The 24,810-nt window shown below is 64.9% G+C and carries 25 protein-coding genes; 10 read left to right on the forward strand and 15 right to left on the reverse strand.

Annotated elements, in window-relative coordinates; all coding sequences use genetic code 11:
• Positions 1-9: 9 nt before the first annotated feature.
• Entirely contained in the window at positions 10-852 is an 843-nt protein-coding gene (locus F2P45_RS26115) for a sensor histidine kinase (protein WP_166881140.1), read from the reverse strand.
• 207 nt (positions 853-1,059) lie between these two features.
• On the opposite strand from F2P45_RS26115, the gene queE reads away from it, so the two are divergent.
• The 7 genes from queE (at position 1,060) to F2P45_RS26150 (ending at position 7,206) form a co-directional block, all read left to right on the forward strand.
• Positions 1,060-1,695 (forward strand): 7-carboxy-7-deazaguanine synthase, encoded by a 636-nt coding sequence (gene queE, locus F2P45_RS26120; protein WP_166881141.1) that lies wholly within the window; start codon positions 1,060-1,062, stop codon positions 1,693-1,695.
• An 8-nt stretch (positions 1,696-1,703) separates the two neighbouring features.
• A complete protein-coding gene (queD, locus tag F2P45_RS26125; protein ID WP_166881142.1) occupies positions 1,704-2,150 on the forward strand; it encodes a 6-carboxytetrahydropterin synthase QueD in 447 nt (148 codons plus the stop codon).
• Entirely contained in the window at positions 2,143-2,670 is a 528-nt protein-coding gene (gene tadA / locus F2P45_RS26130; protein WP_166881143.1) for a tRNA adenosine(34) deaminase TadA, read from the forward strand. The genes queD and tadA overlap by 8 nt, the downstream gene beginning before the upstream one ends.
• A 250-nt stretch (positions 2,671-2,920) precedes the next feature.
• Positions 2,921-3,847 carry an alpha/beta fold hydrolase gene (locus tag F2P45_RS26135; protein ID WP_166881144.1) on the forward strand — a complete coding sequence of 309 codons (927 nt, stop codon included), beginning with the start codon at positions 2,921-2,923 and terminating at the stop codon, positions 3,845-3,847.
• A complete protein-coding gene (gene ldcA, locus F2P45_RS26140) occupies positions 3,844-4,761 on the forward strand; it encodes a muramoyltetrapeptide carboxypeptidase (protein ID WP_166881145.1) in 918 nt (305 codons plus the stop codon). The genes F2P45_RS26135 and ldcA overlap by 4 nt, the downstream gene beginning before the upstream one ends.
• Positions 4,754-6,031, forward strand: coding sequence for an NAD(P)/FAD-dependent oxidoreductase (locus tag F2P45_RS26145; RefSeq protein ID WP_166881146.1), 1,278 nt, complete (start codon positions 4,754-4,756; stop codon positions 6,029-6,031). Before ldcA ends, F2P45_RS26145 begins: the two co-directional genes overlap by 8 nt.
• Positions 6,028-7,206 carry a DUF418 domain-containing protein gene (locus F2P45_RS26150; protein ID WP_166881147.1) on the forward strand — a complete coding sequence of 393 codons (1,179 nt, stop codon included), beginning with the start codon at positions 6,028-6,030 and terminating at the stop codon, positions 7,204-7,206. The genes F2P45_RS26145 and F2P45_RS26150 overlap by 4 nt, the downstream gene beginning before the upstream one ends.
• 13 nt (positions 7,207-7,219) lie before the next feature.
• On the opposite strand, the gene F2P45_RS26155 is transcribed toward F2P45_RS26150, so the two are convergent.
• From F2P45_RS26155 to F2P45_RS26165, 3 genes are all read right to left on the reverse strand, one after another.
• A complete protein-coding gene (locus F2P45_RS26155) occupies positions 7,220-7,591 on the reverse strand; it encodes a nuclear transport factor 2 family protein (protein ID WP_166881148.1) in 372 nt (123 codons plus the stop codon).
• 25 nt (positions 7,592-7,616) lie between these two features.
• Complete coding sequence (locus F2P45_RS26160; RefSeq protein ID WP_166881149.1) at positions 7,617-8,144, reverse strand: porin family protein; 528 nt, start codon at positions 8,142-8,144, stop codon at positions 7,617-7,619.
• A gap of 266 nt (positions 8,145-8,410) precedes the next feature.
• A complete protein-coding gene (locus tag F2P45_RS26165; RefSeq protein ID WP_166881150.1) occupies positions 8,411-8,740 on the reverse strand; it encodes a hypothetical protein in 330 nt (109 codons plus the stop codon).
• A gap of 334 nt (positions 8,741-9,074) precedes the next feature.
• Here F2P45_RS26165 and F2P45_RS26170 point away from each other — a divergent pair, with 334 nt between their 5' ends.
• The 3 genes from F2P45_RS26170 (at position 9,075) to nadC (ending at position 12,804) form a co-directional block, all read left to right on the forward strand.
• Positions 9,075-10,673: an ABC-F family ATPase gene (locus F2P45_RS26170; RefSeq protein ID WP_166881151.1), complete on the forward strand. Its 1,599-nt coding sequence runs from the start codon at positions 9,075-9,077 to the stop codon at positions 10,671-10,673.
• A 134-nt stretch (positions 10,674-10,807) separates the two neighbouring features.
• Positions 10,808-11,941 carry a quinolinate synthase NadA gene (gene nadA / locus F2P45_RS26175; RefSeq protein ID WP_166881152.1) on the forward strand — a complete coding sequence of 378 codons (1,134 nt, stop codon included), beginning with the start codon at positions 10,808-10,810 and terminating at the stop codon, positions 11,939-11,941.
• The gene (gene nadC, locus F2P45_RS26180) at positions 11,938-12,804 is read left to right on the forward strand and encodes a carboxylating nicotinate-nucleotide diphosphorylase (RefSeq protein ID WP_166881153.1); all 867 of its coding nucleotides are present in this window, start codon (positions 11,938-11,940) and stop codon (positions 12,802-12,804) included. The genes nadA and nadC overlap by 4 nt, the downstream gene beginning before the upstream one ends.
• Here nadC and F2P45_RS26185 read toward each other — a convergent pair.
• The 11 genes from F2P45_RS26185 to nadB form a co-directional block, all read right to left on the reverse strand.
• The gene (locus tag F2P45_RS26185) at positions 12,794-13,318 is read right to left on the reverse strand and encodes a lipocalin family protein (protein WP_166881154.1); all 525 of its coding nucleotides are present in this window, start codon (positions 13,316-13,318) and stop codon (positions 12,794-12,796) included. The genes nadC and F2P45_RS26185 overlap by 11 nt on opposite strands.
• A gap of 71 nt (positions 13,319-13,389) precedes the next feature.
• Complete coding sequence (locus F2P45_RS26190) at positions 13,390-13,746, reverse strand: DUF3325 domain-containing protein (protein WP_166881155.1); 357 nt, start codon at positions 13,744-13,746, stop codon at positions 13,390-13,392.
• Complete coding sequence (locus tag F2P45_RS26195; RefSeq protein ID WP_166881156.1) at positions 13,743-15,353, reverse strand: PepSY-associated TM helix domain-containing protein; 1,611 nt, start codon at positions 15,351-15,353, stop codon at positions 13,743-13,745. The genes F2P45_RS26190 and F2P45_RS26195 overlap by 4 nt, the downstream gene beginning before the upstream one ends.
• Positions 15,350-15,655, reverse strand: a complete 306-nt coding sequence (locus tag F2P45_RS26200; RefSeq protein WP_166881157.1) for a DUF3649 domain-containing protein — start codon at positions 15,653-15,655, stop codon at positions 15,350-15,352. The genes F2P45_RS26195 and F2P45_RS26200 overlap by 4 nt, the downstream gene beginning before the upstream one ends.
• Before the next feature lies 1 nt (position 15,656).
• On the reverse strand, positions 15,657-16,385 hold the full coding sequence (locus F2P45_RS26205; protein ID WP_166881158.1) for a DUF4198 domain-containing protein: 729 nt from the start codon (positions 16,383-16,385) through the stop codon (positions 15,657-15,659).
• A gap of 27 nt (positions 16,386-16,412) precedes the next feature.
• Positions 16,413-18,593 carry a TonB-dependent siderophore receptor gene (locus F2P45_RS26210; RefSeq protein ID WP_166881159.1) on the reverse strand — a complete coding sequence of 727 codons (2,181 nt, stop codon included), beginning with the start codon at positions 18,591-18,593 and terminating at the stop codon, positions 16,413-16,415.
• Positions 18,594-18,610: 17 nt separating this feature from the next.
• Positions 18,611-20,806, reverse strand: coding sequence for a TonB-dependent siderophore receptor (locus F2P45_RS26215; RefSeq protein WP_166881160.1), 2,196 nt, complete (start codon positions 20,804-20,806; stop codon positions 18,611-18,613).
• Between the two features lie 113 nt (positions 20,807-20,919).
• The gene (locus tag F2P45_RS26220; protein WP_166881161.1) at positions 20,920-21,753 is read right to left on the reverse strand and encodes an NAD-dependent protein deacetylase; all 834 of its coding nucleotides are present in this window, start codon (positions 21,751-21,753) and stop codon (positions 20,920-20,922) included.
• A complete protein-coding gene (locus F2P45_RS26225) occupies positions 21,743-22,144 on the reverse strand; it encodes a PPC domain-containing DNA-binding protein (RefSeq protein ID WP_166881162.1) in 402 nt (133 codons plus the stop codon). The genes F2P45_RS26220 and F2P45_RS26225 overlap by 11 nt, the downstream gene beginning before the upstream one ends.
• Before the next feature lie 10 nt (positions 22,145-22,154).
• Positions 22,155-23,060, reverse strand: a complete 906-nt coding sequence (locus tag F2P45_RS26230; RefSeq protein ID WP_166881163.1) for a DMT family transporter — start codon at positions 23,058-23,060, stop codon at positions 22,155-22,157.
• A gap of 39 nt (positions 23,061-23,099) precedes the next feature.
• Positions 23,100-24,716, reverse strand: a complete 1,617-nt coding sequence (nadB, locus tag F2P45_RS26235) for an L-aspartate oxidase (RefSeq protein ID WP_166881164.1) — start codon at positions 24,714-24,716, stop codon at positions 23,100-23,102.
• Positions 24,717-24,810 lie beyond the last annotated feature (94 nt).

The following is a 24,810-nucleotide window of genomic DNA, read 5'->3' on the forward strand; positions in this document are numbered from 1 at the left end:
GATCGTGCTTCAGTGTGCGGCAAACGCAACCGTCAAGGGGATCGACACCGACAGCACCACGCCGCTGCCGGGCAGGCTGTCGATGGCGAAGCAGCCGCCGATGGCGCGCACCCGTTCGCGCATGCCGGGCAGGCCGCAGCCGCGTCCGTTGCCAAGGTCGACCATGCCGACCCCGTTGTCCTGCACGCGCAAGGTGAGCATGTCGCCGAAGCGCTGCAGCTTGATGTCGACCTCGGTGGCATGCGCATGGCGCGCCACGTTCGACAGCGCTTCCTGCGCGATGCGGTACAGCATCGCGTCACGGTCGGCGTCCTCGGGCGCATGCAGCGCGTCCGGGTCGGCGCTGAAAGCATGGCGGATGCCGTGCATGCGGGTAAATTCGCTCAGTTGCCACTCCATCGCGCTCTGGAAGCCCGCTTCCAGCACGATCGGGCGCAGATCGTAAATAATGGCGCGCAAGGACTTGATGGTGTTGTCGAGATTGCAGATCATGCCGTCGATTTTTTGCGTGATCAGCGGATGAGCGCCGGTCGTGCTTACGTGCATCAATTGCAGGTCGATCTTGAGCGCCAGCAAATTCTGGCCCAGGTCGTCGTGGATGTCGCGCGCGATGCGCTGGCGTTCGCTTTCGCGCACGTTTTCCTGGTGCTTGGTGGCCTGGCATAGCGATAAATGGGTGTTGGCAAGCGCCAGTTCGGCCACGGCGCGCGCGTGGCGTTCGATGGCCAGCTGGGCTTCCGTGTCGGCCAGCTGGTCGTCCAGGCGCAAATGGCGTTGCAGCAAGGCGTAAAATCCCCAGCCGATGAACAGCATCCAGAACAGGGCGAGGAGAGCGGTGGGCGTAATGTGCATGAGAACCTTCCGAGGAAACTGATAAGACAAGCTGACAAGTCCAAGCTGACCCTGATCAAGTTACTCCCCGTCATCACCATTGATATTGTCTCGGATCAACTCTATTTCATTTTGGAACTTATCTGGCGTAACGGCATCATTTTTAGTGATTCCCAGTCGTCCCACGCGACCTTGGTATAATGGAGGGTTGACGATTAGGATAATCAAGTGACTTACAGCATCAAAGAGATTTTCTACACCCTGCAGGGAGAGGGCGCGCACGCGGGTCGTCCCGCCGTGTTTTGCCGTTTCTCGGGCTGCAACCTGTGGACCGGACGCGAAAGCGACCGCGCCAGCGCCGTCTGCACCTTCTGCGACACCGATTTTGTCGGCACCGATGGCGAACGCGGCGGCAAGTTTGCCAACGGCGAGGCCCTGGCCGCGCTGATTGACAGCCTGTGGCCGTCTTCCTACCCGCACAGCAAATACGTGGTCTTCACCGGTGGCGAGCCGCTGTTGCAGCTCGACGCCCCGCTGATCGACGCGATGCACGCGGCCGGTTTCGAGATCGCCATCGAAACCAACGGCACCTTGCCGGTGCCGCCCGGGGTCGACTGGATCTGCGTCAGCCCCAAGATGGGGTCGAAGCTGGTGGTGGAGAAGGGCAATGAGCTCAAAGTGGTCATTCCCCAGACCAATCAGGACCTGGGCGCCTATGAAAACCTCGATTTCGAGAATTTCTTCGTGCAGCCGATGGACGGCCCGCTCGGCGAACACAACACCCGTCTCGCCATCGAGACCTGCAAGCGCAATCCCAAGTGGAAGCTGAGCTTGCAAACCCATAAACTTTTACAGATACCTTAAAGCACTTCATGCTCACGATTACACGCAAGCTCGAATTCGATGCAGGGCACCGCATTCCCGACCATAAAAGCCAGTGCCGCAACCTGCACGGGCACCGCTACACCCTCGAAATCACCCTCACGGGCGCCGTCATCCAGGCCGAAGGCAACTCCGACAACGGCATGATCATGGACTTTTCCGACATCAAGGCGCTGGCCAAGGAGCACCTGGTCGATGTCTGGGACCACGCCTTCCTGGTCTACGAAAAAGACGACAAGGTGCGCGAGTTCCTGGCCTCGCTGCCGGGCCACAAGACCGTGGTGATCGACCGCATTCCGACCGTCGAGAACCTGGCGCAGATCGCTTTCGACATCCTCAAGGCGGCCTATACCGACCGCTTCGGCACCGGTTTGCACCTGCACAAGCTGGTGCTGCACGAAACTCCGAATTGCTGGGCAGAGATTACCGATGCCTGATCCAGCCTTCATGCAACTGGCGCTGGAACAGGCGCAACATGCATGGAGCCTGGGCGAAGTGCCGGTGGGCGCCGTGGTGGTCAAGGATGGCGAGGTGATCGCCACCGGCTTCAACCAGCCGATCGGCCGCCACGATCCGACCGCGCACGCCGAAATCGTGGCCTTGCGCGCCGCCGCCGACAAGCTGGGCAACTACCGTTTGCCCGGATGCGAGCTGTATGTGACCCTGGAGCCGTGCGTGATGTGTTCCGGCGCGATGATGCATGCGCGCCTGGCGCGCGTGGTGTTCGGCGCGCTTGACCCCAAGACCGGTGCCTGCGGCTCGGTGCTCAATTTGTTCGAGCAGGAGCAGTTGAATCATCACACGGAACTGGTCGGCGGCGTGCTGGCCGATGAGGCGAGCAGCATGCTGCGTGCATTTTTTGCCGAGCGGCGCAAGGCGGCGCAGGCAGCGCGGCTGGCGGCGCAGGCGGCTGCGGAGCCGGAGTCGGCCAGCGCACAGGGTGCAGCGCCGCAATAGCGCATCGTTAAGCGGTAGCTGGCAGCACGAATAGCCGGAAAGCCGTCTTTCCCGCGCAGGCGGGAACCCAAGTTCAATGTGCGGCGGTGAGCCCTGCGCGGGACCGACGGCCCGGCATGCCTGCACGCACTGTATGCCCGCCGCCCCGCAAAAATGGTATGCTCAATCGCGTCAGTGCTTGCGGCCTTGTTCCGCCGCATGCACGGCGCGTGTCACGCGACTCAACCAATCACCAGCCTCCAGCCTGAGCATGCCTATTCTTACCGCCAACGGGATCCGGATCGCCTACGAAACTGCAGGCGACCCCAAGGACACGCCGCTGCTGCTGATCATGGGCCTGGGCATGCAATTGACCGCCTGGCCCGAGGACTTCGTCGAAGGCCTGGTCGACCTCGGCTTCTACGTGATTCGCTTCGATAACCGCGACAGCGGCCTGTCCACCAAATTCGACCATGCCGGCACGCCCAGCCTGCCGCTGGCCTGGCTCAAGCGCCTGCTGCGCTGGCCGCAGCGGAGCAGCTACACCTTGTCCGACATGGCCGCCGACGCGCTCGGCTTGCTCAACACCCTCGGCATCGCGCGCGCCCACGTGGTCGGCGCCTCCATGGGCGGCATGATCGCGCAAATCCTGGCGGCCCGGCATCCCGACCGCGTCCTCAGCCTGACCTCCATCATGTCCGACAGCGGACGGCGCGGCCTGCCCGGTCCGAGCAAGGAAGCGCGCGCGCTGCTGATGCGCCCGCCCCGTAACATGCGCGACCCCGACAGCCTGATCGCCCACATGGTGCACACCATGCGCGTCATCGGCAGCCCCGCCTATCCGACCCCCGAACGCCTGCTGCGCGAACGCATCGCGCGCTCGGTCAAGCGCAACCTGTGCCCGGGCGGGCTGGCGCGCCAGATGATCGCCATCGTGGCCACGGGCGATCGCAGCGAACTGCTCAAGTCGATCCGCGCGCGCACGCTGGTCATCCACGGCGCGGCCGATCCGCTGGTGCCGCTGGCCGGCGGCGAAGACACGGCGCGCCTGGTGCCCGGCGCGCGCCTCGAAGTCATCGAGGGCATGGGCCACGACCTGCCGCCGCAGCTGATCGAGCGGCTGCTCGCCTTGATCGATGAGCACGCGCGCGGTAAGATAAGCCCCGACTCCACAGCGCGGCTTTTCGAAAAACAGTGAACATACCCCCCATCGGCATCGCCATCGTTGCGCCGAGCGGCTTTGGCAGCGACAACGCCGCCATCGAACGCGGCATCGCGTCCCTCACCGCGCAGGGCCACACGGTGCACAACTACTTTGAGGCCGACAAGGTGTTCCAGCGCTTCGGCGGCACCGACGACGCCCGCCTGGCGCAGCTCAATGCCGCCGCCAGCGACCCGCAGGTGCGGGTGGTCATGGCGCTGCGCGGCCAGTACGGCCTCACGCGCCTGCTGCCGCGCATCGATTTCGCGCGCATGGCCGACAGCGGCAAGATCTTTGTCGGCTACAGCGACTTCACCGCCTTCCATATGGGCCTGATGGCGCAGACCGGGGCGCAAAGCTATGCCGGGCCGATGCTCTACAGCGACTTCGGCGCCGCCGAACCGGTGACATTCACGCAGCACGACTTCTGGCACTGCCTGCAAGGCCCGCGCCATGTGATCCGTGCCTGCGTGCGCAATAATCCCGAGCTGGAGGTTGAAGGCACGATCTGGGGCGGCAACCTGGCCATGCTCATTTCACTGCTCGGTACCGACTGGTTCGCGCGCATCGACGACGGCATCGTCTTCGTCGAAGACATCAACGAACATCCCTACCGGGTCGAGCGCATGCTGCTGCAACTGCTGCAGTCGGGCGTGCTGGCGCGCCAGAAGGCGCTGGTCCTGGGCGATTTTTCGGGCTACCGCCTCACGCCCGCCGACAATGGCTACGACTTCGACGCCATGCTGGCCTACCTGCGCGCCAAGCTGCCGATTCCGGTGCTCACCGGCCTGCAGTTCGGGCACATGGCGCAACGCGTGACGATTCCGTTCGGCGCGCGCGCGCACCTGGTCTCCGACTGCGCCGGCTTCACGCTGACCATGAGCGGCTATCCGACCATCGCGCATGCCTGAGGGCCTGGCGGCGCACGCCTACTACCGGGCCACCTCGCCTGGTGAAACATACGCGCCGCTGGCCGGGCCGCATGACGCGGCCGTTTGCATCATCGGCGCGGGATTTGCCGGCCTGGCCACCGCCATCGGCCTGATGGAGCGCGGCGTGCGCGACATCGTCCTGCTCGACGCCCAGCGTGTCGGCCACGGCGCCTCGGGCCGCAACGGCGGTTTTGTCTTCGGCGGCTTTTCGCGCGGTGAGCGCAGCATCGCCGCCGCCATTGGCATCGACGCCGCGCGCAGCCTGTACCGGATGACGCTCGACGCGGTCGAACGCATCCGCCGCCGCGTCGACCAGTACGGCATCGACTGCGACGCCCGCCACGAAGGCGTGTACCTGGCCAACTGGTTCGACGATGCGCGCCTGCTGGACGAGCAGCAGCGCTTCATGATGGACGCCATGGGCGTCGAGTGGCAGCGTGTTTCGCGCGCCCAGCTGGCCGGCAAGCTCGATTCGACACGCTACTTCGGCGGCCTGTTCGAGCCGGCCGCCTTTCATTTTCATCCGCTCAAATATGCGCAGGGGCTGGCCCGCGTGCTGGCGCAAAACGGCGTGCGCGTGCATGAACACAGCAAGGCCGCCAGCATCGCCGCCGACGGCGAGGGCTGGATCGTGACCACCGCCGCCGGCAGCGTGCGCGCGCGCGACGTGGTGGTGTGCTGCGGCGGCTACATCGAAAAACTGGTGCCAGCCCTGGCGCGCGCGGTGCTGCCGATCGCCACCTACGTGATGGTGACCGAGCCGCTGGGCGAGCGCCTGCAAACGGCCATACGCACCGGAGCGGCCGTCTACGACACCCGTTTCGCGTTCGACTACTACCGCCCGCTGCCCGACACGCGCCTGTTGTGGGGCGGCCGTATCGCGGTGCGCGAGCGCAGCGGCCTTGAGGTCGCGCGCCTGCTGCACCAGGACATGCTCAAGGTCTACCCGCAACTGGCCGGCGTGCGCGTGGCGCATGCGTGGAGCGGCATGATGAGCTACGCGCGCCACCAGATGCCGCAGCTCGGGCGCCTGCCCGACGGCCTGTGGTACGGCATGGGCTTCGGCGGCCATGGCGTGGCGCCGACCACCCTGGCCGGCGAAGTGCTGGCCGCCGCCATCGCCGGCGACGGCGGCCCGCTGGCGCGCTTTGCCGCGTGGGGCCTGCCATCGGCGGGCGGGCCTGCGGGCCTGGCCGCCGCGCAGATGACCTACTGGTACTACGAACTGCGCGACTGGATGCGTCAATGAAGGCTGCGCGCTCGCTGCGCATCGATACGCTGCGCGGGATCGCCGTCTTTGGCATCATGCTGGTGAACGTCTGGGGCTTCGCGATCGGGAATAACTTCTCGCGCTACGGGGTCATCGGCGAACAGGCGCCGCTGCTCGACCAGCTGGTGGTGTTCGTGGTGGCCGCGTTTGCGGAGCAGAAGTTCTATCCGATTTTTGCGTTCCTGTTCGGCGCTGGCTTCGCGCTGCAAACGGGCGGGCGGCATTTTCCGGGGCCGCGGCTCGATCGCATCAAGACCACCTATCGGCGCCGCGTGACATGGCTGCTCGGGTGCGGCGTGCTGCATGGCTCCCTGCTGTGGTTCGGCGATATTCTCACCGTGTACGCGATCTGCGGCTTCTGGCTGCTGACGCACGCGGGCCGCAGGCTGTCCGATATCGTCGATTCGCTGCACCGCCTGGCCGCGCTCAATGTGGCGGTGCTGGTGTTCATGGCCTACCTGACGTACCAGCTGATGACGATGCCGACCGAAGCCGTCACCTGGGGCGTGGACGAAATCGCCCGCACGCACGCGGTGTACAGCGAGGGCACGCTGGGCGCGATCGCGCGCGAGCGGCTGTCCGACTACTGGGGCAATCTGGCCAATTCGCTGTTCTTCCTGCCCAAGGTGGCGCTGCTGTTCCTCATCGGTGTTCTCAGCGTGCGCCTGGGCTGGCTCACGCAACCGGAGCGGCATCGGGCGCTGTGGGGCAGGGTGCTGCTGGCCGCGCTGTGGGTGGGCCTGCCGCTCAACCTGTGGTGGGGCTGGGCCGCGCTGCGCGATGCGCTCGATCCGCACGCGGGCGGGCCGATGGCGGCATTGGTCTCGTTTTTCGTCGAAGTGGCCGGACCCTTGATGGCGGCCGGCTATGTGGCCCTGGCCATGCGCGCGCCGCAACGGCTGTTGGCGGCCGTGGCGCGCTGGCTGGCGCCGGTCGGGCGCATGGCGCTCACCAATTACCTGGCGCAGTCGGTGCTGTTCGGGCTCCTGCTGCAAGGGACGGGGCTGCGCCTTGGCGCGCTGCTGTCGCACGCGGGACTGGTTGGCGTGTGCCTGCTGCTGATGGTGGTGCAGGCGGCGTTCAGCCGCTGGTGGATGCGGCGCCACACGCAAGGCCCGATGGAGGCGGTATGGCGCCGCTTTGCCGCCGCCTGACCCGCGTGGCGGCTCAGGCGATGCTCATGTGGCCCGCGAGGATTTGCCAGCGGCCGTCATCGGCCTGGCGCCAGGTGCGCGTGCAGCGCAGGTCCAGGTTGAACGGCGACTCGCCGAAACTGCCGACCAGGTTCATGCGGGCCGAGATGACTCCCACCGGCCCGGCCGCCGCCACAAGGCGTTCGCCCGCCTCGATCGCGCGGAACTTCAGCAGGCCGGAACGGTGCATGTCGAGGTCTTGCTGTTTGCCGATGACCTGGCCCATATGCGTGGTAAACAGCAAGTCCGGCGCAATCAGGCGGTCGAGCGCATCGACGTCGGCGCCGAGCATGGCGACCCGTAATTGTTCTTCCAAAGCGATAATATGCTCGTGTGCTTCGTTCATTGCGCTCCCTCGTGCATTGAATGGATCAGAACTGATAGCGGAAACCGGTCGAGATGACCGTGACCCTGGTTTTGGTCAGGCGCATCGCTTCGGCGGTGATCGCCCAGTGCTGGTCAAAATCGAAACGGATGCCGCCGCCGATGCTCGGATCGGTTTCCTTATAGTCGTCCTTGCCCAACGCGGCCGCATGCATGTTGGTGCGCCCGATGCCGGCGCGGCCGGTCAGGTTAAGGCGCTCGCTCAAAGGGAAGGTGCCCGTGACCGCGATGCCGACATGTTCTTCCGGGTGGGCCGGCTCGTTGCGGCTGAAACCATAGCCGATTTCGATAAAGCTGAGCGAATTGCCGAATACTTCGACGCCGAGGTGCTTGTTGAACTGGTAGCCGGCACGCGGGCCGAACGACAAGTCATCGCGTTCGATCCGGTCATTCGACGACGATGCCTGGCCGGCTTGAAAACCGACGTACACGCCGGGTGAGTTCTGCACCGCCGTAGCCGGCATGGACACACCGGCGGCCAGTGCGACGAGCGCGCTGCTCAATATCATTCGCATAAAATATCCCGAGTAGGTTTGTGCGATAGCCTGACGAGCAATTGGCTATTGCTGCGGGAAATTATAGCCGGGCGTATGATAAAAGTGTCAATCCTGCTATCCATGCAACATAATATGGCAAATATAGTGGGTGCGCTGCGCATTCATCGGATCTGTAATGCATAAAAAGAGCAATATCCGCTGGGCTATTGCAGCCGTATTGGGGCGGACGTGGATTGTCTCGATCTCTGTCATGATGCAGGGGGCATGCTCATCCAAATCGACATTCAAGCTTTTTGTGTTTCAACCCATGTTACTATTTTCATGTGATAAATTTTTTGGATTGATTCATGGCGGACGATAACATCATCAAGCTGGTTCATATTCCACCGAAAGCGGTCCAGGTCAGCCACAATATGGTGTGGAATTTCAAGACTGAGGCTGATGCCCTGGCCTTTATTGCGTGCGTGAAGCAGACCGGTCAGATGGCTGCGTGCAAAGGAAATCATCACTACACTGATTGGCGCGAGGCCAGTTCGGATGAGCGCTTTTCGTTTGGAGCTAATTAATCCTGTTGCCGCTACCGCGCATTCTCTTTGCTCGTTGACAACTTTCATGCGTACCGGCCAGCGCGATGCCCGCCAAGGGGCGCGCACCACGCGCATGCGAAGTAACTACATCGCGCCATCCTCTTCAAGGCTCGCTTCATGCGCAGCGCCTCTACGGGCAGGTCGTTTCCCGGCGTCGGTCGTGGCCCCATCGTGTCGACAATGTCGGTCGCCTGGGTCTTCCCGATCATGGCGCATCACGCGATCGGGCAGTTCCGCGCCGTTGGAAATACTGCGAGAAGCCATTGTTTTTCACTGTGCTATACAGTGGCGGATGGTGGATATTGTATAATGGCCGATTCGCGCCCAGCGCCTGTTTCCATTCGCAAAAGACCCAAAACGCATGTTATCCACAGCAAATATCACCATGCAGTTCGGCGCCAAGCCGCTGTTTGAGAACATCTCCGTCAAATTCGGTGACGGCAACCGCTACGGCCTGATCGGCGCAAACGGCTGCGGCAAGTCGACCTTCATGAAGATCCTCGGTGGCGACCTTGAGCCCTCGGGCGGCACCGTCATGCTCGATACCAACGAGCGCCTCGGCAAACTGCGCCAGGACCAGTTCGCGTTCGAAGACATGCGCGTGCTCGACGTGGTGATGATGGGCCACACCGAATTGTGGAACGCGATCTCCGAGCGCGACGCCATCTACGCCAACCCGGAAGCGACCGACGACGACTACATGCACGCCGCCGAACTCGAAAGCAAGGTTGCCGAATACGACGGCTACTCGGCCGAAGCGCGCGCCGGCGAACTGCTGCTCGGCGCCGGCGTGTCGATCGACCAGCACCAGGGGCCGATGAGCGCCGTGGCGCCGGGCTGGAAGCTGCGCGTGCTGCTGGCCCAGGCCCTGTTCTCGAATCCGGACATCCTGCTGCTCGACGAGCCGACCAACAATCTGGACATCAACACGATTCGCTGGCTCGAAGACGTTCTCAACGACCGCAATTCGACCATGGTCATCATTTCGCACGATCGCCACTTCCTGAACCAGGTGTGCACCCACGTGGCCGACATGGACTACGGCACCCTGAAGGTCTATCCGGGCAACTACGACGAGTACATGTTCGCCTCGACCCAGGCGCGCAACCAGCAACTGGCCAACAACGCCAAGGCCAAAGAAAAAGTCGCCGAGCTGCAAGACTTCGTGCGCCGCTTCGCCGCCAACAAGTCCAAGGCGCGCCAGGCCACATCGCGCGCCAAGCAGATCGACAAGATCAAGGTCGACGACATCAAGCCATCGTCGCGCGCCTATCCTTTCGTGCGCTTTGAAGCCGAGAAGAAATTGCACCGCCTGGCGGTGGAAGTCGAAGGCATTTCCAAGAAGTACGACCGTCAGCTGTTCAAGAATTTCAGCATCATGGTGGAAGCCGGCGAGCGCATCGCCATCATCGGCGCCAACGGCGCCGGAAAAACCACTCTGCTGCGCTCGATCGGTGGCGAACTGACCGGTTTGCAGCCGGACACCGGTAGGGTCAAGTGGGCCGAGAACGCCAACGTCGGCTACATGCCGCAAGATCCGACCGAAGAATTCGCCACAGATGCCGTCCTGACCGACTGGATCGGCCAGTGGACCAAAGAAGGCGACGACGACCAGGCCGTGCGCTCGATCCTCGGCCGCCTGCTGTTCGGCGGCGACGACGTCAAGAAATCGGTGCGCGTGCTGTCCGGCGGTGAAAAAGGCCGCATGATGTACGGCAAGCTGATGCTCGGCCGCCACAACGTCATGCTGCTCGACGAGCCGACCAATCACATGGACATGGAATCGATCGAGTCGCTCAACATTGCGCTCGAAAAATACACCGGCACCCTGATTTTCGTCTCGCACGACCGCGAATTCGTCTCGTCGCTGGCCAACCGCATCCTCGAAATCAAGGAAAACGACATCGTCGACTTCCGTGGCAATTACGAAGACTATCTGACCAGCCAGGGTATCGACTAAGAGCGGCAGCGGGGCGTTTGCGTCCCGTCAAGTCGATGTGGCAAAGCGGGCACCAAGGTGAGGCACCAAGGTGCCCGCGCGTCATTCTGCGGGCACTCCCTGCAACGAATCTTCTCTTGTGAGATAGTACCGATATGAATATTCTCCCTATCAAATCCGTTGAATACGAGCATCCCCAAGCCGGCCTGAGCTGCACCGCGCAAGCCTGGGCGCGCGCCCCGGCCACGCCATCCGCTGCCGAAAAAACCGCGCTCAAGGAGCGCATCAAGCGCCTGCTGAAAGAACGCGAAGCGGTGCTGGTCGCCCACTATTACGTCGATGGCGACCTGCAAGACCTGGCCGAAGAAACCGGCGGCTGCGTCTCCGATTCGCTCGAAATGGCGCGCTTCGGCCGCGATCATCCGGCAAAAACGCTGGTCGTCGCCGGCGTGCGCTTCATGGGCGAGACCGCCAAGATCCTCAGCCCCGAAAAACGCATCCTGATGCCGGACCTGGACGCGACCTGTTCGCTCGACCTGGGTTGCCCGGCCGATGAATTCTCGGCCTTCTGCGACGCCCATCCTGACCGCACGGTCGTGGTCTACGCCAACACCAGCGCCGCCGTCAAGGCGCGCGCCGACTGGATGGTAACCTCGTCCATCGGTCTGGACATCGTGGCCCACCTCCATGCGCAGGGCAAAAAGATCCTGTGGGCGCCGGACAAGCACCTCGGTTCCTACATTCAAAAGCAAACCGGCGCCGACATGCTGCTGTGGCAGGGCTCCTGTCTGGTGCATGACGAATTCAAGGGCATCGAACTCGACCTGCTCAAGGCCGAGCATCCCGAGGCGCGCGTGCTGGTCCATCCCGAATCGCCCGCCAATGTTGTCGCGCTTGCCGATGTGGTCGGCTCCACGACCCAGCTGATCAACGCCGCGCAGACGATGGATGCCACCACCTTCATCGTTGCCACCGATAATGGCATCCTGCACAAGATGCGCGCCGCCGCGCCGGGCAAGCATTTCATCGAAGCGCCAACCGCCGGCAACAGCGCCACTTGCAAGAGCTGCGCGCACTGTCCATGGATGGCGATGAACGGCCTGCAAAACCTGGCCGACGTGCTCGAGAACGGCAGCAACGAAATCCATGTCGACCCGCAAGTGGGCAAGGAAGCCGTGCGTGCCATCGATCGCATGCTCGATTTCGCGGCAGCAAAGAAAGCCAAAGCCTTGCCAACCAGCGCGTTGGCCAATGAAGCAACCCTGTTTTCCGGAGTGGGTCCAGCATGAGCAATTTACGAAATCCCTACGCCGTCTTCGACGCGGCACTGCAAACCGCGTTCGAATCGAACCTGCTGGCCGCCTTGCTGGAGGACGTCGGCAGCGGCGACCTGACCGGCAAACTGGTGCCGGACGACACCCGCGTGCGCGCCCGCGTGATCGTGCGCGAAGAAGCCGTGCTCTGCGGCGGACCGTGGTTCGAAGGCGTGATGCTGGCCCTCGATCCGAGCATCGATGTCGACTGGCAATATGCCGAAGGCGACCTGATGAATGCCGGCAGCGTGGTCTGCACCATCGAAGCGCCGCCGCGCGCCTTGCTGACGGCCGAGCGCGCCGCGCTGAACTTCATGCAATTGCTGTCGGGCGTGGCGACGGTGACGCGCAGCTATGTTGAAGTGGTCGAAGGCACCAAGGCCGCGATCCTCGACACGCGCAAAACCCTGCCGGGCCTGCGCCAGGCGCAAAAATACGCGGTGCGGGTCGGCGGCGGCAAGAACCAGCGCATGGCGCTCTATGACGGTATCCTGATCAAGGAAAATCATATCGCGGCCGCTGGCGGCGTGAGCAAGGCGCTGGCCGCCGCGCAGGCCTTGAATGCCGGCGTGTCGATTCAAATCGAAGTGGAAACCCTGGCCCAATTGGGCGAAGCGCTGGACGCCGGCGCCACCTCGATCCTGCTCGATAACTTCGAACTGGCGACGATGCGCCACGCGGTCGCACTCAATGCCGGCCGGGCACTGCTGGAAGCCTCGGGAGGGGTGAATATGGATAGCGTGCGGGCGATTGCCGACACGGGCGTGGACCGTATTTCCATCGGCAGCCTGACCAAAGACATCAAGGCTACCGATTTCTCGCTGCGGATTATTGACTGAGCGCCGACTGATCGACGTAAATCAGTTTCGACGTATTGAAACCAAGCGCCTGGGCTTTATCGACCAGGCGCTTTTTTGTTGCCTCGTCCATGGTCGGGGTACGCGACAGCAGCCAGAAGTTGTCCCGATCCGGTCCGCTGACCAGCGAATAGCCGCCATTCTCGCGATCGAGGTCGAACACGATATACGAGCCGTAAAAGGGGCCGAAGAACGAGACCTTCAGATAGCCGACATCCGGCTTCTCGACGAAATACGCCTTGCCTTCCGACTGTTTCCATTCCTTTTTCCCGGCGTGATAGCCGCGGTTGATGACTTTGATGCCGCCGTCGTCGCGCATGCTGTACTCGGCCGACACGCGGCTCAAGCCGCGCTCGAAAGAATGATCCAGGCGCGCGATTTCGTACCATTTACCGAGATATTTGGCCGAGTCGAAATTGGCCACCGGTTCGATGCCCTGCGGCTTGGAAACGCAGCCGGCCAGCAGGAATGCCATTACCGCTAACAATGTTTTCATGATGAACTCCGCACAGTAAAAATGTTGAGTTCGATTTTAGCCCAAGGGGTGGCCAGCCCCTTGCGCGATTGCTACACCAGCCCCCCGAGCGCGAACGCGACCAGGCCGATGGGGCCGGCCGCCTGCGCCAGCACGCTCACCCGTTGCGGCGCATAGGTCAGCAACAGCATCAGCGCCAGCGCCGCCGCCGTCATCCCACCGAGCCAGACCAAGGGACCATGGCCGCCGCCGGCCTTCAACACGGCGGCCACGAAGGCCAGCACCAGCGCGCTCGCGCCGGCCGCCTGCAAACGCCGGCGCAGCTCCGGCGGCGCTTCCTGGCCGCGACCGTGCATGTCGGCGTAGTGCCGCTGCATCGCCACGCTCAACGCGCCGAAGCCCGCATGACAGAGCGCGAACATCGCCACCATATACCAACCCCCGCTCATGATGCCGCCTCGACCGCTGGGCTGAGCGCCGTTGTTTTTGCTTCTTTGACCTTGCCGCGCCCGAGGCGCAGCGCGCCGTAACCGAGCAGCAGTCCCAGTGCCAGCACCGTGAGGTCGAACCACGCCACCGCGCTCGGGCCGTCGACCAGGGTCACCCCGAGGTGCGACGAGGTCGTCAACACATTGAGCAGCGGGATCGCGCCGAACAGCAGCGCCCCGGCGGCCAGCTGCAAGCGCCACATGGCGCGATCGGGTTTGATCTGCGCCAGCAGCGCGGCCGCGCCCCAGGCCGCGAAGAAGACCGCGATTTCATTTTCCGGCCGTTTGTCCATCCCGACCGGCAGCAGGCGATTGGCCCAGAAGTAGCAGGCCATCGCAATCGGCAAACCGGCAATCGCGCCGATGTTGAGTGCCTCCACCAGGCGCGTGCCGAACTTGACGCGCGCACCGGCCTTGAGCGCCTTGGCCTGCGTCTGGCGGCTCTTGACCGCCCACAGGATCGCGCCGGTGGCCACCATCGCATACCCGGCCAGGCCCGAGATGAAGAACAATGCGCGCAGCAGCGGCTCGGCAAAGCGCGCCACGTGCAGGCCGTACATCACGCCGTGCGTCGCCGCCGGCGGCGCCAGCTGCTCGCCCGCGCTGGCCAGCCTGGCCCCGCTCACGCCGTCGAACTGCATCGCCGGCTGCTTGTACGACAGATCGCGCCCACCGGCGCGCGTCACCGAAATGCTGGCGTTGGCGTGGTTCGGATGATTGACCGTGATCTGCCCGGCGTGGCCGCCGCCCCAATGGGCTTCGGCCTGTTCCAGCATCGGCCGCAGCGGCGCCAGCACGGCCGCCTCGCCCGGTTTCTTGGCTGGCTTGCCTGCGCTCGGGAACACTTCTTCGGTAAATTTGTCGCGGTCGCCCTTGTACGCCACCTGGGCGGCGCCCGGCATGTACATGAACATCAAGGTCACCAGGCCCGTGTAGGTGATCATCAGATGGAACGGCAGTGCCAGCACCGCCGTCGCATTGTGCGCGTCCAGCCACGAGCGCTGGCCTTTGTTGGGGCGGAAGGTGAAGAAGTCCTTGAAGATGCGCTTGTGCGTAATCACGCCGCTGATGATCGACACCAGCATGAACATCGCGCAAAAGCCCACGATCCAGCGCGCCCACAGGGGAGACATGTAGTGCAGGTCGAAGTGCAGGCGGTACAGGAACTCGCCGCCGCGCGTCGCGCGCGGTTCGGCCAGCGCGGCGCCGGTGAGCGGATCGATCAGGGCTGATTTCAGGCGCTGGCGTTTGCGCGGCGTGCCTTCCGGCGGTGGCGGCGCGGTCCAGGCGATGCGCACGGCGCCATTGCGCGCGGTCGGCAGGTTGATGAACCAGCGCGGCGCGTCCGGCGCGCGCGCCTGCAGCGCCTTGACCGCCATCTCGGCGGCATCGACGCTGCTGGTCTTGTTGGCGGCCACGCCATGCAGCTCGGGCTCCATCCACAAGGTGACTTCTTCCTGGTAGTAGCTGGCGGTGCCGCCGGCAAAGATCACCAGCAGGACCCAGCACGTCAACAGGCCCGACCAGGTATGCAGCCAGGCCATCGACTGGCGAAGATTTTCTTTCATGGGACGTTCCGGTACAGAAGATAGACGATGGCGGCCATGCCGGCCGCGGGCAGCAGCAGGCCAAGCCAGGCGCGCGTGGCGCTGCGCGCGGCGAACACCCAGATCACGGCGCAGGTGTAGATGGCGAACGAGGCCAGGGTGGCGGCGATGACGGCGTCGGCGCGTCCGGTACCCAGCATGCGCGGCAGCAGCAGCGCGAGCAGGGCGCTGGCCGCCGCCGCCAGCAGGTAGCCGCCGAGGATGGCGGCCAGCGCGCGCGCGCCGACGCCGAGCCGGTAAGCGAGAGGGGCGGACAGGCGCATGTTACGGCGTATTGACGTTCGGTTTTGCCGCTGGCGGGGCCGCGATGGCGCTCGCACCGGCCGTCTGCACCATGCTCATGGTGGTGACGTAGCTGGCGACGTCGTACGGCTTGCCGTCGCGCTGGCCGCCGGTTTTGTCGGTGTGGTGCGCTTCGAGCACATAGGTGCCTTTCCACGGCATGGCAAAGTTGACCATGCCCTGCTCATCGCTCTGCGCTTCCTTGCCCCAGCCCGATTGCGCCACCACGCCGACCTTGGTCTTGGCCAAGGGTTTACCCTGATAGCTCAGTTGGAACTGGCCCGGTTTGCCGGTCGGGACGATGTCGAGCGTCAGGCGCGCCTGCTGCGCGGCGCTGCCGTTGACCAGGCGCGCGGCCGGGGTCCAGATCGAGCGCACCACGGTGTCGCCGGTTTTCTTTTCGAACGCCGGATAGCTCGCTTCTTCGGCGATGATGCTCTGGCCATCGGCTGCGCGCGCCGACAGCACGAAGGCGCCGGCGGTCTTATCGAGTTTGAGCTTGCGGTCGGCGCCGGCGCCGATCAGGGTGGCGCTGGGCGAGCCGAACTTGTCGAGCAGGCCGGGCGAGGCTTCGCGCAGGTTTTCGCCGAATTCCCCAAAATAGACCGAGGCGCTCTTGCCATCCTGTTCGATCCAGATCTGGTGCGCGCTGGCGCCGGCAAAGGCGCCGCACAGGAGCGTGGCGAGGAGGGTGCGTGCGAGGTTGTTCATGATGTGTCCTGATTGTGATTGGGATGATTAGTATTGATAGCGCAGATTGGCCGACACCGAACGCGGCTCGCCGTAATAGCCGCCGTTGTAGAACCCCACGCGCCGGTAGTAGGTTTTATCGAGCAAATTATTGATGTTCACGCCGGCCGACAGCTGGGGCGTGATCTGGTAGCGGGCCATCAGGTTGAGCAGCGTGTACGCCGCCTGGCTGGTGCGCACCTTGCCGGCCGGGCTGGTTGCGGTGACGTAGATTTCGCTCTGCCAGTTGACGCCACCGCCGATCGTCACAGCGCGCCATTCGCCCGGCAGGCGCCAGGTGCTGGTCAGGCGCACCATGTCGCGCGGCTGGATCGTATTGACCAGGACATCCTTGGCATTGCGCGACGTGCTGCGCGTGGCGCCGGCCGACAGCTGCCAGCCCGGCAGCGGCGAGCCCGATACTTCGGCTTCCACGCCGCGGCTCTTGGTGCCTTTGCCGGTCGAGATGTAGGGACGTGTGCCATCGGCCAGCAGCACGCCTTTCGGTACCGAGGCGTCCTCTTCGCCCAGGTTGTCCTGCTTGGCTTCGAACACGGCGACGGCGGCGTTCAGGCGGCCGCCGAAAAATTCGGCCTTCAAGCCCGCTTCCACGTTGCTGCCGGTGACCGGGTCGAGGAAGTTGTTGTCCTTGTCCTTGTAGTTCTGCGGCTTGAACAAATCGCTGTAGCTGGCGTACAGGGAGGTGTTCGACGCCAGGTCGAACACCACGCCGGCGTACGGCGTGAGCACATCTTTCGATGCGTAGCGCCCGGTGGCGTTGACAAACCCGCCGCTGGTGTTGAAGTTGTCGGTGCGGGTCTTCCAGGTGCTCATGCGCGCGCCGGCGATCACTTGCAGCGGATCGGCCAGGCGCAGGCGCGCGGCCAGGTAGGCGCCCGACTGCTCCGTCACCGCCGAGGCGCTCGCACCGGTGTGCCAGCTGGTCGGCTTCGGCACCTTGCCGGTCCAGTTGCGGAAGTCCGGAATCGCCAGCGAAAACGGCAGCGGGTCCTGGGTGGCCACCGTCGGGCTCACACCTTCGCGGCGCCAGCCGTTCCAGCCTGCGACCAGTTCGTGCCTGCGACCGAACAGGGTAAACGCGCCGGTCGCATACAAATCCAGGTTGTCCTGGGTTTCTTCGTAAGGAAAGGCGCCGACCCATGCGCTAAGCCCGGTACCGTCGCGGTTCGGATAGCCGCTGCCGCCGTAGAACAGCGCGCCGTCGGAGGTCGAATCGAGCCGGTTGTACGCGAGCTTGACTTTCCAGTCGTCGTTGATGCGGTGTTCGAGATTGGCGTACACATTGCGGTAGGTGCGTTCCCAGCTGCTCCACTCGGCGGCCACGTTGAAGGAACGCGGCAGCTTGGCCGGCGTGCCGTCGCTGAAGAACAGCGGCGTGGTGCCCCAGGTGGTGCCCTTCGGCGTGTTGTGCTGGTAGTCGACGCCGGCGCTCAGGAGGCTGCCCTTGCCCAGGTCGGCCTCGACCAGCACCCCGGCGACAATCTTGCGCTCCTTGTACAGGTCCAGGTGCGAATGGCGGTTCTGCACGACGCCGGTCAGGCTTGCGCGTATGGTTCCCGCTTCGTTCAGCGGCGCCGAAATGCTGGCCTGTACGCGCCGCATGTCCCACGAGCCGAGGTTGACCGAGGCCGAACCGCTCAATTGCCGCGTCGGGCGCTTGTGCACCATATTGATGGTGGCCGACGGGTCGCCCGCGCCGGTCACCAGGCCGGTGGCGCCGCGCACCACTTCGATGCGGTCGTACAGGGCCGTGTCGAACAGGGCGCTGTTGCCCGAGCTGTAGTTGGCGGCCACGCCGTCGACCTGGAAGTTACTGATCGAGAAACCGCGCGACGAGAAGCCGGTGCGCTCGGAATCGTTTTCCTGCACCGTGATGCCGGGCGTCTGCACCAGCACGTCGGCGATGCTGGTCAGGTTCATGTCGTCCATGCGCTGGCGCGTGATGACGGTGACCGACTGCGGCGTTTCGCGCAGCGACAGGTTGAAGCGGGTGGCGGTGCTGGCGGCCTTGGCGCCGTAGGACGGGCTGTCGTCCTTGTCGCCACGGATCTCGACGACGCTGACAGGCGCGTCATCGAGCGCGGCCTCCGGCGTTGCGGCGTGGGCCGCGCCGGCGATGGACAGCAGGAGCGCCGAGCGAACCGCCAGCGCGAGGGGATGTAAGGTCATGGTCATGTCAACGAAGCTCAAAAGGTGTAGCGGGCGGTCAGGGCGACGGCGCGGCGCTGGCCGTAGAAGCAGTCGCCGCGTGCCAGGCAGGTCGAAATCTGGACTTTGTCGGTCAGGTTGGTGACGTTGAGCGCCACCCGCAGCGGTCCGCTGCTGTACGAGAGCATGGCGTCGAGCAGGGTGATGTCGGGCGTTTCGAGTTGATCGAGGCCGTCCATCGACGCGCCCAGGTAGCGCACGCCGGCGCCGGCGGAAAAGCCGTCGCGCTGCGCGACCGGGAAGCGGTGCGTCAGCCAGGCCGACACATTGTGCCTGGGGATGCCGTTGATGCGCTTGCCGTTGTCGGCGCCATTGCTGCGCGCGATGGTGGCGTCGGTGTAGGCATACCCGGCGGTCCAGTCCCAGTCGCGTCCCAGGTTGCCGGCACTTTCCAGTTCCAGTCCGCGCACCCGCACTTCGCCGATCTGCACGCTGTTGAGCGGATTGGCCGGGTCGCTGGTCTTGCGGTTGGTGTCGCGCAGGTCGTACACGGCCAGGGTGGTCATCAGGTTGCGGCCGGGCGGCTGCCACTTCAGGCCCGCTTCCCACTGCTTGCCACGCTGTGGTTCGAACGCCTTGCCGTTCAGGTCCACGCCGCCCAGCGGCAGGAACGATTCGGCATAGCTCACGTACGGCGACCAGCCGCCGTCGGCCAGGTACAGCAGGCCCACGCGTTTGGTGTTGGCGCTGTCGTCGGTGCGCGCGGCGGCGCGCCCTTCGACATCGTTGGTCACGCCATCGTGGCGCAGGCCGAGCAGCGCCACCCAGTGCGGACCGTATTTGATCTGGTCCTGCACGTAGTAGCCGTTCTGGCGCAGATTGGTGGTCGGCAGGTGGGCCAGCGAGGCCGGCCTGGTGTAGTTGCCGTACACCGGCGCGTACACATCGAGCGGCGCCGCCACGCCACGGCCGCTGGCCTGGCGCGTTTCGACGCGCTGCACGTCGGCGCCGAGCAGGATGGTGTGCTGCAGCCCACCGGTGGCGACTTTCGCCTCGATCTGTGTGTCGACCATCAGCGTGTCGAGATTGTTCAGGTTCTGCGTCAGGTCGCGGTTGATGGTGCGCTGGTCGGCATTGAACACCGGGCGCGCCGGACGGCCGGTCGCCGCAACGGCGGTGAAGCTGGTGTAGGCGCTGCGGTAATCGACTTCGCTTTTGGTCTTGCGCAGGGTCTGGCGCAGGCTCAGGGTGTCGCTGAAGCGGTGGCTGAACAGGTAGCCGAGCGCGGTCTGCTCGGTATCGTAGGCGTCATAGCCTGGTTCGCCGGTGAAAAGGCTGGTCGGAATCTGGCCGAACCTGGACGGCAGGAGCGTGCCTTGCCACGGGAAGAAGCCGATCATCGAGCCGCTCCGGTCTTCCTGGCGCAGGGCCAGCAAGGTCAGCGAGGTATTCGCGTTGGGCGCCCAGGTCAGCGAGGGGGCGATCAGCTTGCGGTCGTCGTCGACCATGTTCACCTGCGTGCCGCTGTCGCGGCCCACGGCGACCAGGCGCGCCAGCCAGTGGCCGTCGGTGTCGAGCACCTGGTTGATGTCGAGCGAGAGCTGCTTGCGGCTGTTGCTGCCGATTTGTACCTGCACTTCGCGCTGCGAGCTCGCCATCGGCCGCTTGGAGACCAGGTTGACCACGCCGCCGATGCCGCCCTGGCCGTACAGGACCGACGACGGTCCGCGCAGCACTTCGACCCGCTCCAGCGTGTAGGGATCGGGGCGGGTGGTGTTGTAGCTGCCGAAGTTCGATTGCACGCCGTCCTGCAGCATGGCCGGATTGCCGCCGCGCGAGGTGACCGAATCGGCCCGGCTGTCGAAGTAGCTCGATATCATGCCGGCGCTGTAGTTCATGGTTTGGCGCAGGGTTTGCGCGCCTTGTTCCTCGAAGCGTTCGCGCGGAATCACGCTGATCGACTGCGGCGTTTCGATCAGCGGCGTGTCGGTCTTGGTGCCGGCGCCGCTGCGGCGCGCGACGTAGCCGTTGTCTTCCTTTTTGCCGTCGACGGTGATGACCGGCATGGCGACAGCGGCGTCGGCGACCTCGGGGACGTCGTTGGCGAAGGCCAGCGAGCCGGGGCCGGCCAGGGCGGCGAAGATCAGTGCGGAGCGGACCGCTGCGGCCAGCGGAAGGGGATTACAGTGCGCGGCGCCGGCGTACGCCGGGCCGAAGGGTGCGTAGTGCGCCATGGAGCCATCCTGGAAAGTGAGTGCAATGGCTGGCTGAACGAGCGTGTGGCTGGCTATTGAATGAGAATTATTCTCAATTATAGCCGTTTGATTTCAATCGGGCAATGGTCGCATTATGCAATGCGGTTTGACAGGGCGGGCAGGGTGCTCTCGGCGCCGGCGTCGATTTTGAGTGAAATGAGCTCGTCGGCGCGGGTTTTGCCGAGGTTGATGGCGGCAATCGGCTTGCCGCTGTCCGCCGCCATGCGGCAGAAGCGAAAGCCGGAATAGACAATCAGCGAGGAGCCGATCACCAGCAGTGCGTCGGCGTCCGTCATGCGTTCGAGCGCGGCGCGCGTCACGCCGGCCGGCACGCCGTCGCCGAAAAACACCACGTCGGGTTTGAGCGTGCCGCCGCAGTGCACGCAGTAGGGCAGGTGGAATTCGGCCAGCGCGTCCGGTTCCAGGTGGGCGTCGCCGTCCGGCGCGGGCGTGGCGACGGCGCCGGCCAGCGCCGGATTGGCCTCGACCAGCTGCCCCTGCACGAAGGAGCGCGGAAAACTGGCGTGGCAGTCGAGGCAGACGACCTGGTGGATGTTCCCGTGCAGTTCGAGGACATCGGCGCTGCCGGCGCGCTGGTGCAGGCCGTCGACGTTCTGCGTCATCAGGGCGCCGAGTTTGCCGAGCGCTTGCAGCTGCGCCAGCGCGGTGTGGCCGGCGTTCGGGGCGGCGGCCGACAAGGCCGGATAGCCAACCATGCTGCGTGCCCAGTAGCGCTTGCGCACCGCTTCCATCTTGCGGAATTCCGGCCCCTGGACCGGTGTTTTCCCGCGCCGCACGCCATCGCGGTCGCGGTAGTCGGGAATGCCGGACGCGGTGCTCATGCCGGCACCGCTCAAGACCAGGATGCGCCGGTGGCGTTCGACAAAGTCAGCCAGCAGGTCGAGTGCTTCGCTGTCAGCAGTCATGCGAATGCACCGCCAGTTCGTCGAAGCCGGAAGCGGCGTCCGGCTCGCGCGCGAAGCGGTGGCCGGGCAGCAGGGCGATCAGGATTTCGGCCGTGGTGCGGATGGTGCAGCCGGCCAGCACGTGGCCGCCGAGTACGCGCCCGGCGGCGTCGGCCAGCGCCATATGCAGGTGCGGGCCGTCCGGGGACAGGGAGCCGGCCAGGGTCAGGATTTCGATATCGCCTTCGAGTTCCGTCGCATCGAGCGCGCCGGCCAGGCGCAGGCGCGCGCCGCGCAGGCTGCCGATGCCCTGCAATACGAAGCCGGCGCTCGCGCCATGCCCGGCCAGCACGCCGGCGAGGGTGGCGCGCAAGTCTTGTCCCGGCATCAGCCTGAGGGGAAGTGTCTTCATGCGCCTGATTCTACCCGGCCTTGCGGCGCGACGAGAACACGATCCCGCCGACGATCAGCGCGAACGCCACGCCGTGGTACAGGTGCGGCAGTTCGCCCAGGAAGGCCGACGACATCATGGCCGCGAACAGCGGGGTCAGATTGGTGAAGAAGGCGCCCACGCTCGGTCCCGCGCGCTGCACCCCGGCGCCCCAGCAGCGAAAGGCGATGATGGCCGGTCCGATGGCGACGTACATCAGCGCCGCGCAAACGGTCCAGCTCCAGTCGATGGTGTGCGCCGCGCCAGCCCATTCGACCCCGGCGAAGAGGCCCGACCACAGGACCCCGTAGATGACCTGGGCCAGCAAAAAGGCGGCCCAGTCGGCGCGCACGGCCGGTGGATCCTTTTGCTGCGTCAGCAGCCAGCTGTAGAACGACCAGGCGATGGTCGCCAGGATCATGTACAGGTCGCCGGCCACCAGCCGCATCGCCGCCAGCTGGTTCCAGTCGCCCCGGCACAGCACCACCAGCACGCCGACGATCGACATGGCCGCGCCGATGACTTGCTGGCGCCCGACCTTGACGCCGAAGAACAGCGCGCCGATGGCCAGCATCCAGACCGGCATGCCGGCGGCCACCAGGGTGACGTTGATCGGGGTGGAGCTTTGCAGGGCCAGGTACTGAAGGGAGTTGTACAGGCCGATCCCGAGCAGGCCGAGAAGGGCGAAGCGGCGCCAGTTGCCGCGCAGGGCGTCGCTGGCGAACAGGCGCCGGCCCAGCGGCAGCAGGATCAGCATGGCGATCGACCAGCGCAGCAGGTTGAGCGTCATCGGCGGCACCGCCTCGCGCACCAGGCGCCCGACGATGGCGTTGCCTGCCCACAGAAGCGGGGGCAGGGTCAGCAAACCGATGGTGGAGGGGGACAGTTTCTGGTTCATGAGACACCGTCGTTCCCGCGCCAAGGCGGGAACGACGTGTTAACGGCGTGGCGGGGTCAGCACGCTCGGCAAGGCCTTCGGCAAGGTATTCGGATAGTCGCGGCTGAAATGCAGGCCACGGCTCTCGCGCCTTGTCAGCGCGCTGTTGACGATCAGCGAGGCCACATCGACCAGGTTGCGCAGTTCCAGCAAATCGTGGGTGATGCGGAAGTTGCGGTAGTACTCGTCGATTTCTTCCTTGAGCAGCGCGATGCGGTGCTGCGCGCGCTCGAGGCGCTTGGTGGTGCGCACGATGCCGACGTAATTCCACATGAAGCGGCGCAGTTCGTCCCAGTTGTGGGCAATGACGACTTCTTCGTCGGCGTTGGTGACGCGGCTTTCATCCCAGGCGGGCAGGTCGCGCGTATCGCCTTTCGGCATGGCGGCGATTTCGTGCGCGCAGGCGCGCCCGACCACCAGGCATTCGAGCAGCGAATTGCTGGCCAGGCGGTTGGCGCCGTGCAGGCCGGTGCAGGCGGTTTCGCCGACCGCGTACAGGCCCGGTACATCGGTGCGCCCGGCCAGGTCGGTGACGATGCCGCCGCAGGTGAAGTGCACCGCCGGCACCACCGGAATCGGTTCCCTGGTGATGTCGATGCCCAGTTCCAGGCAGCGCGCATAAATGGTCGGGAAGTGCTCCTTGAGGAATTCCGGAGACTGGTGGCTGATATCGAGGTGCACATAATCGAGGCCGCGCTTTTTCATCTCGAAGTCGATCGCGCGCGCCACCACGTCGCGCGGGGCCAGTTCGCCGCGCTCGTCGTACATCGGCATGAAGCGGGTCCCGGCGGCGGCGCCGGCTTCGGGCGGCAGCTTGAGCAAGCCGCCTTCGCCGCGGATCGCTTCGGTGATCAGGAAGGACTTGGCGTACGGGTGGTACAGGCAGGTCGGGTGGAACTGGATGAATTCCATGTTCGAGACGCGGCAGCCGGCGCGCCAGGCCATGGCGATGCCGTCGCCGGTCGCGGTGTCCGGGTTGGTCGTATACAAATACACCTTGCCCGCGCCGCCGGTGGCCAGCACCGTGTGCTCGGCTTCGAAGGTGAGGACCTGGCCGGTTTTTTCGTCCTGCACGTACAGGCCGTAGCAGTGCGGCTGGCCGGCGCTGGCGGCGGCCGGCTTCGGGCCGAGTTTGTCGGAGGTGATCACGTCGATCGCGCAGTGCTGCTCGAACAGGGAGATATTCGGATGCGCGCGCACCTTTTGTTCGAGCGTGACCTGGACCGCGTGCCCGGTGGCGTCGGCCGCGTGAATGATGCGGCGCTGGCTGTGGCCACCCTCGCGGGTCAGGTGGAAACCCATTTCGGCGGTCGGGTCGCGCGTGAACGGCACGCCTTGTTCGATCAGCCATTCGATCGCTTCGCGCCCGTGTTCGACGATGAAGCGGGTGGCCGCCTCGTCGCACAAGCCGCCGCCGGCCACCAGGGTGTCGTCGATGTGCTGGGCGTGGCTGTCGCCCGAGTCCAGCACCGCGGCGATGCCGCCCTGAGCCCAGTTGCTGGCTCCGTCGAGCAGCGCCCGCTTGGAGATGATGGCCACGGTGCGCGTTTGCGCAAGGTGCAGTGCAACCGACAGACCGGCCAGTCCGCTGCCGACAATAGCGACGTCAAATTTCATGTTGGGCGAGTAATAAGTAACGAAGCATCACTATAGTCTATTTGGCTGGACCGTGTCTGGGCTTCAAGAAATGCCAGGAAATGCTTGTTTCTAG

Source organism: Massilia mucilaginosa (assembly GCF_011682145.1).
GTDB classification, from domain to species: Bacteria; Pseudomonadota; Gammaproteobacteria; order Burkholderiales; family Burkholderiaceae_D; genus Telluria_A; species Telluria_A mucilaginosa.

Excerpts from the sequence above, each read along its gene's own strand:
- F2P45_RS26115 (WP_166881140.1), bottom strand. The coding sequence starts at position 852 with ATGCACATTACGCCCACCGCTCTCCTCGCCCTGTTCTGGATGCTGTTC.
- queD (WP_166881142.1), top strand. The coding sequence starts at position 1,704 with ATGCTCACGATTACACGCAAGCTCGAATTCGATGCAGGGCACCGCATT.
- tadA (WP_166881143.1), top strand. The coding sequence starts at position 2,143 with ATGCCTGATCCAGCCTTCATGCAACTGGCGCTGGAACAGGCGCAACAT.
- F2P45_RS26135 (WP_166881144.1), top strand. The coding sequence starts at position 2,921 with ATGCCTATTCTTACCGCCAACGGGATCCGGATCGCCTACGAAACTGCA.
- F2P45_RS26145 (WP_166881146.1), top strand. The coding sequence starts at position 4,754 with ATGCCTGAGGGCCTGGCGGCGCACGCCTACTACCGGGCCACCTCGCCT.
- F2P45_RS26150 (WP_166881147.1), top strand. The coding sequence starts at position 6,028 with ATGAAGGCTGCGCGCTCGCTGCGCATCGATACGCTGCGCGGGATCGCC.
- F2P45_RS26155 (WP_166881148.1), bottom strand. The coding sequence starts at position 7,591 with ATGAACGAAGCACACGAGCATATTATCGCTTTGGAAGAACAATTACGG.
- F2P45_RS26160 (WP_166881149.1), bottom strand. The coding sequence starts at position 8,144 with ATGCGAATGATATTGAGCAGCGCGCTCGTCGCACTGGCCGCCGGTGTG.
- F2P45_RS26165 (WP_166881150.1), bottom strand. The coding sequence starts at position 8,740 with ATGAAAGTTGTCAACGAGCAAAGAGAATGCGCGGTAGCGGCAACAGGA.
- F2P45_RS26170 (WP_166881151.1), top strand. The coding sequence starts at position 9,075 with ATGTTATCCACAGCAAATATCACCATGCAGTTCGGCGCCAAGCCGCTG.
- nadA (WP_166881152.1), top strand. The coding sequence starts at position 10,808 with ATGAATATTCTCCCTATCAAATCCGTTGAATACGAGCATCCCCAAGCC.
- nadC (WP_166881153.1), top strand. The coding sequence starts at position 11,938 with ATGAGCAATTTACGAAATCCCTACGCCGTCTTCGACGCGGCACTGCAA.
- F2P45_RS26185 (WP_166881154.1), bottom strand. The coding sequence starts at position 13,318 with ATGAAAACATTGTTAGCGGTAATGGCATTCCTGCTGGCCGGCTGCGTT.
- F2P45_RS26190 (WP_166881155.1), bottom strand. The coding sequence starts at position 13,746 with ATGAGCGGGGGTTGGTATATGGTGGCGATGTTCGCGCTCTGTCATGCG.
- F2P45_RS26195 (WP_166881156.1), bottom strand. The coding sequence starts at position 15,353 with ATGAAAGAAAATCTTCGCCAGTCGATGGCCTGGCTGCATACCTGGTCG.
- F2P45_RS26200 (WP_166881157.1), bottom strand. The coding sequence starts at position 15,655 with ATGCGCCTGTCCGCCCCTCTCGCTTACCGGCTCGGCGTCGGCGCGCGC.
- F2P45_RS26205 (WP_166881158.1), bottom strand. The coding sequence starts at position 16,385 with ATGAACAACCTCGCACGCACCCTCCTCGCCACGCTCCTGTGCGGCGCC.
- F2P45_RS26210 (WP_166881159.1), bottom strand. The coding sequence starts at position 18,593 with ATGACCTTACATCCCCTCGCGCTGGCGGTTCGCTCGGCGCTCCTGCTG.
- F2P45_RS26215 (WP_166881160.1), bottom strand. The coding sequence starts at position 20,806 with ATGGCGCACTACGCACCCTTCGGCCCGGCGTACGCCGGCGCCGCGCAC.
- F2P45_RS26220 (WP_166881161.1), bottom strand. The coding sequence starts at position 21,753 with ATGACTGCTGACAGCGAAGCACTCGACCTGCTGGCTGACTTTGTCGAA.
- F2P45_RS26225 (WP_166881162.1), bottom strand. The coding sequence starts at position 22,144 with ATGAAGACACTTCCCCTCAGGCTGATGCCGGGACAAGACTTGCGCGCC.
- F2P45_RS26230 (WP_166881163.1), bottom strand. The coding sequence starts at position 23,060 with ATGAACCAGAAACTGTCCCCCTCCACCATCGGTTTGCTGACCCTGCCC.
- nadB (WP_166881164.1), bottom strand. The coding sequence starts at position 24,716 with ATGAAATTTGACGTCGCTATTGTCGGCAGCGGACTGGCCGGTCTGTCG.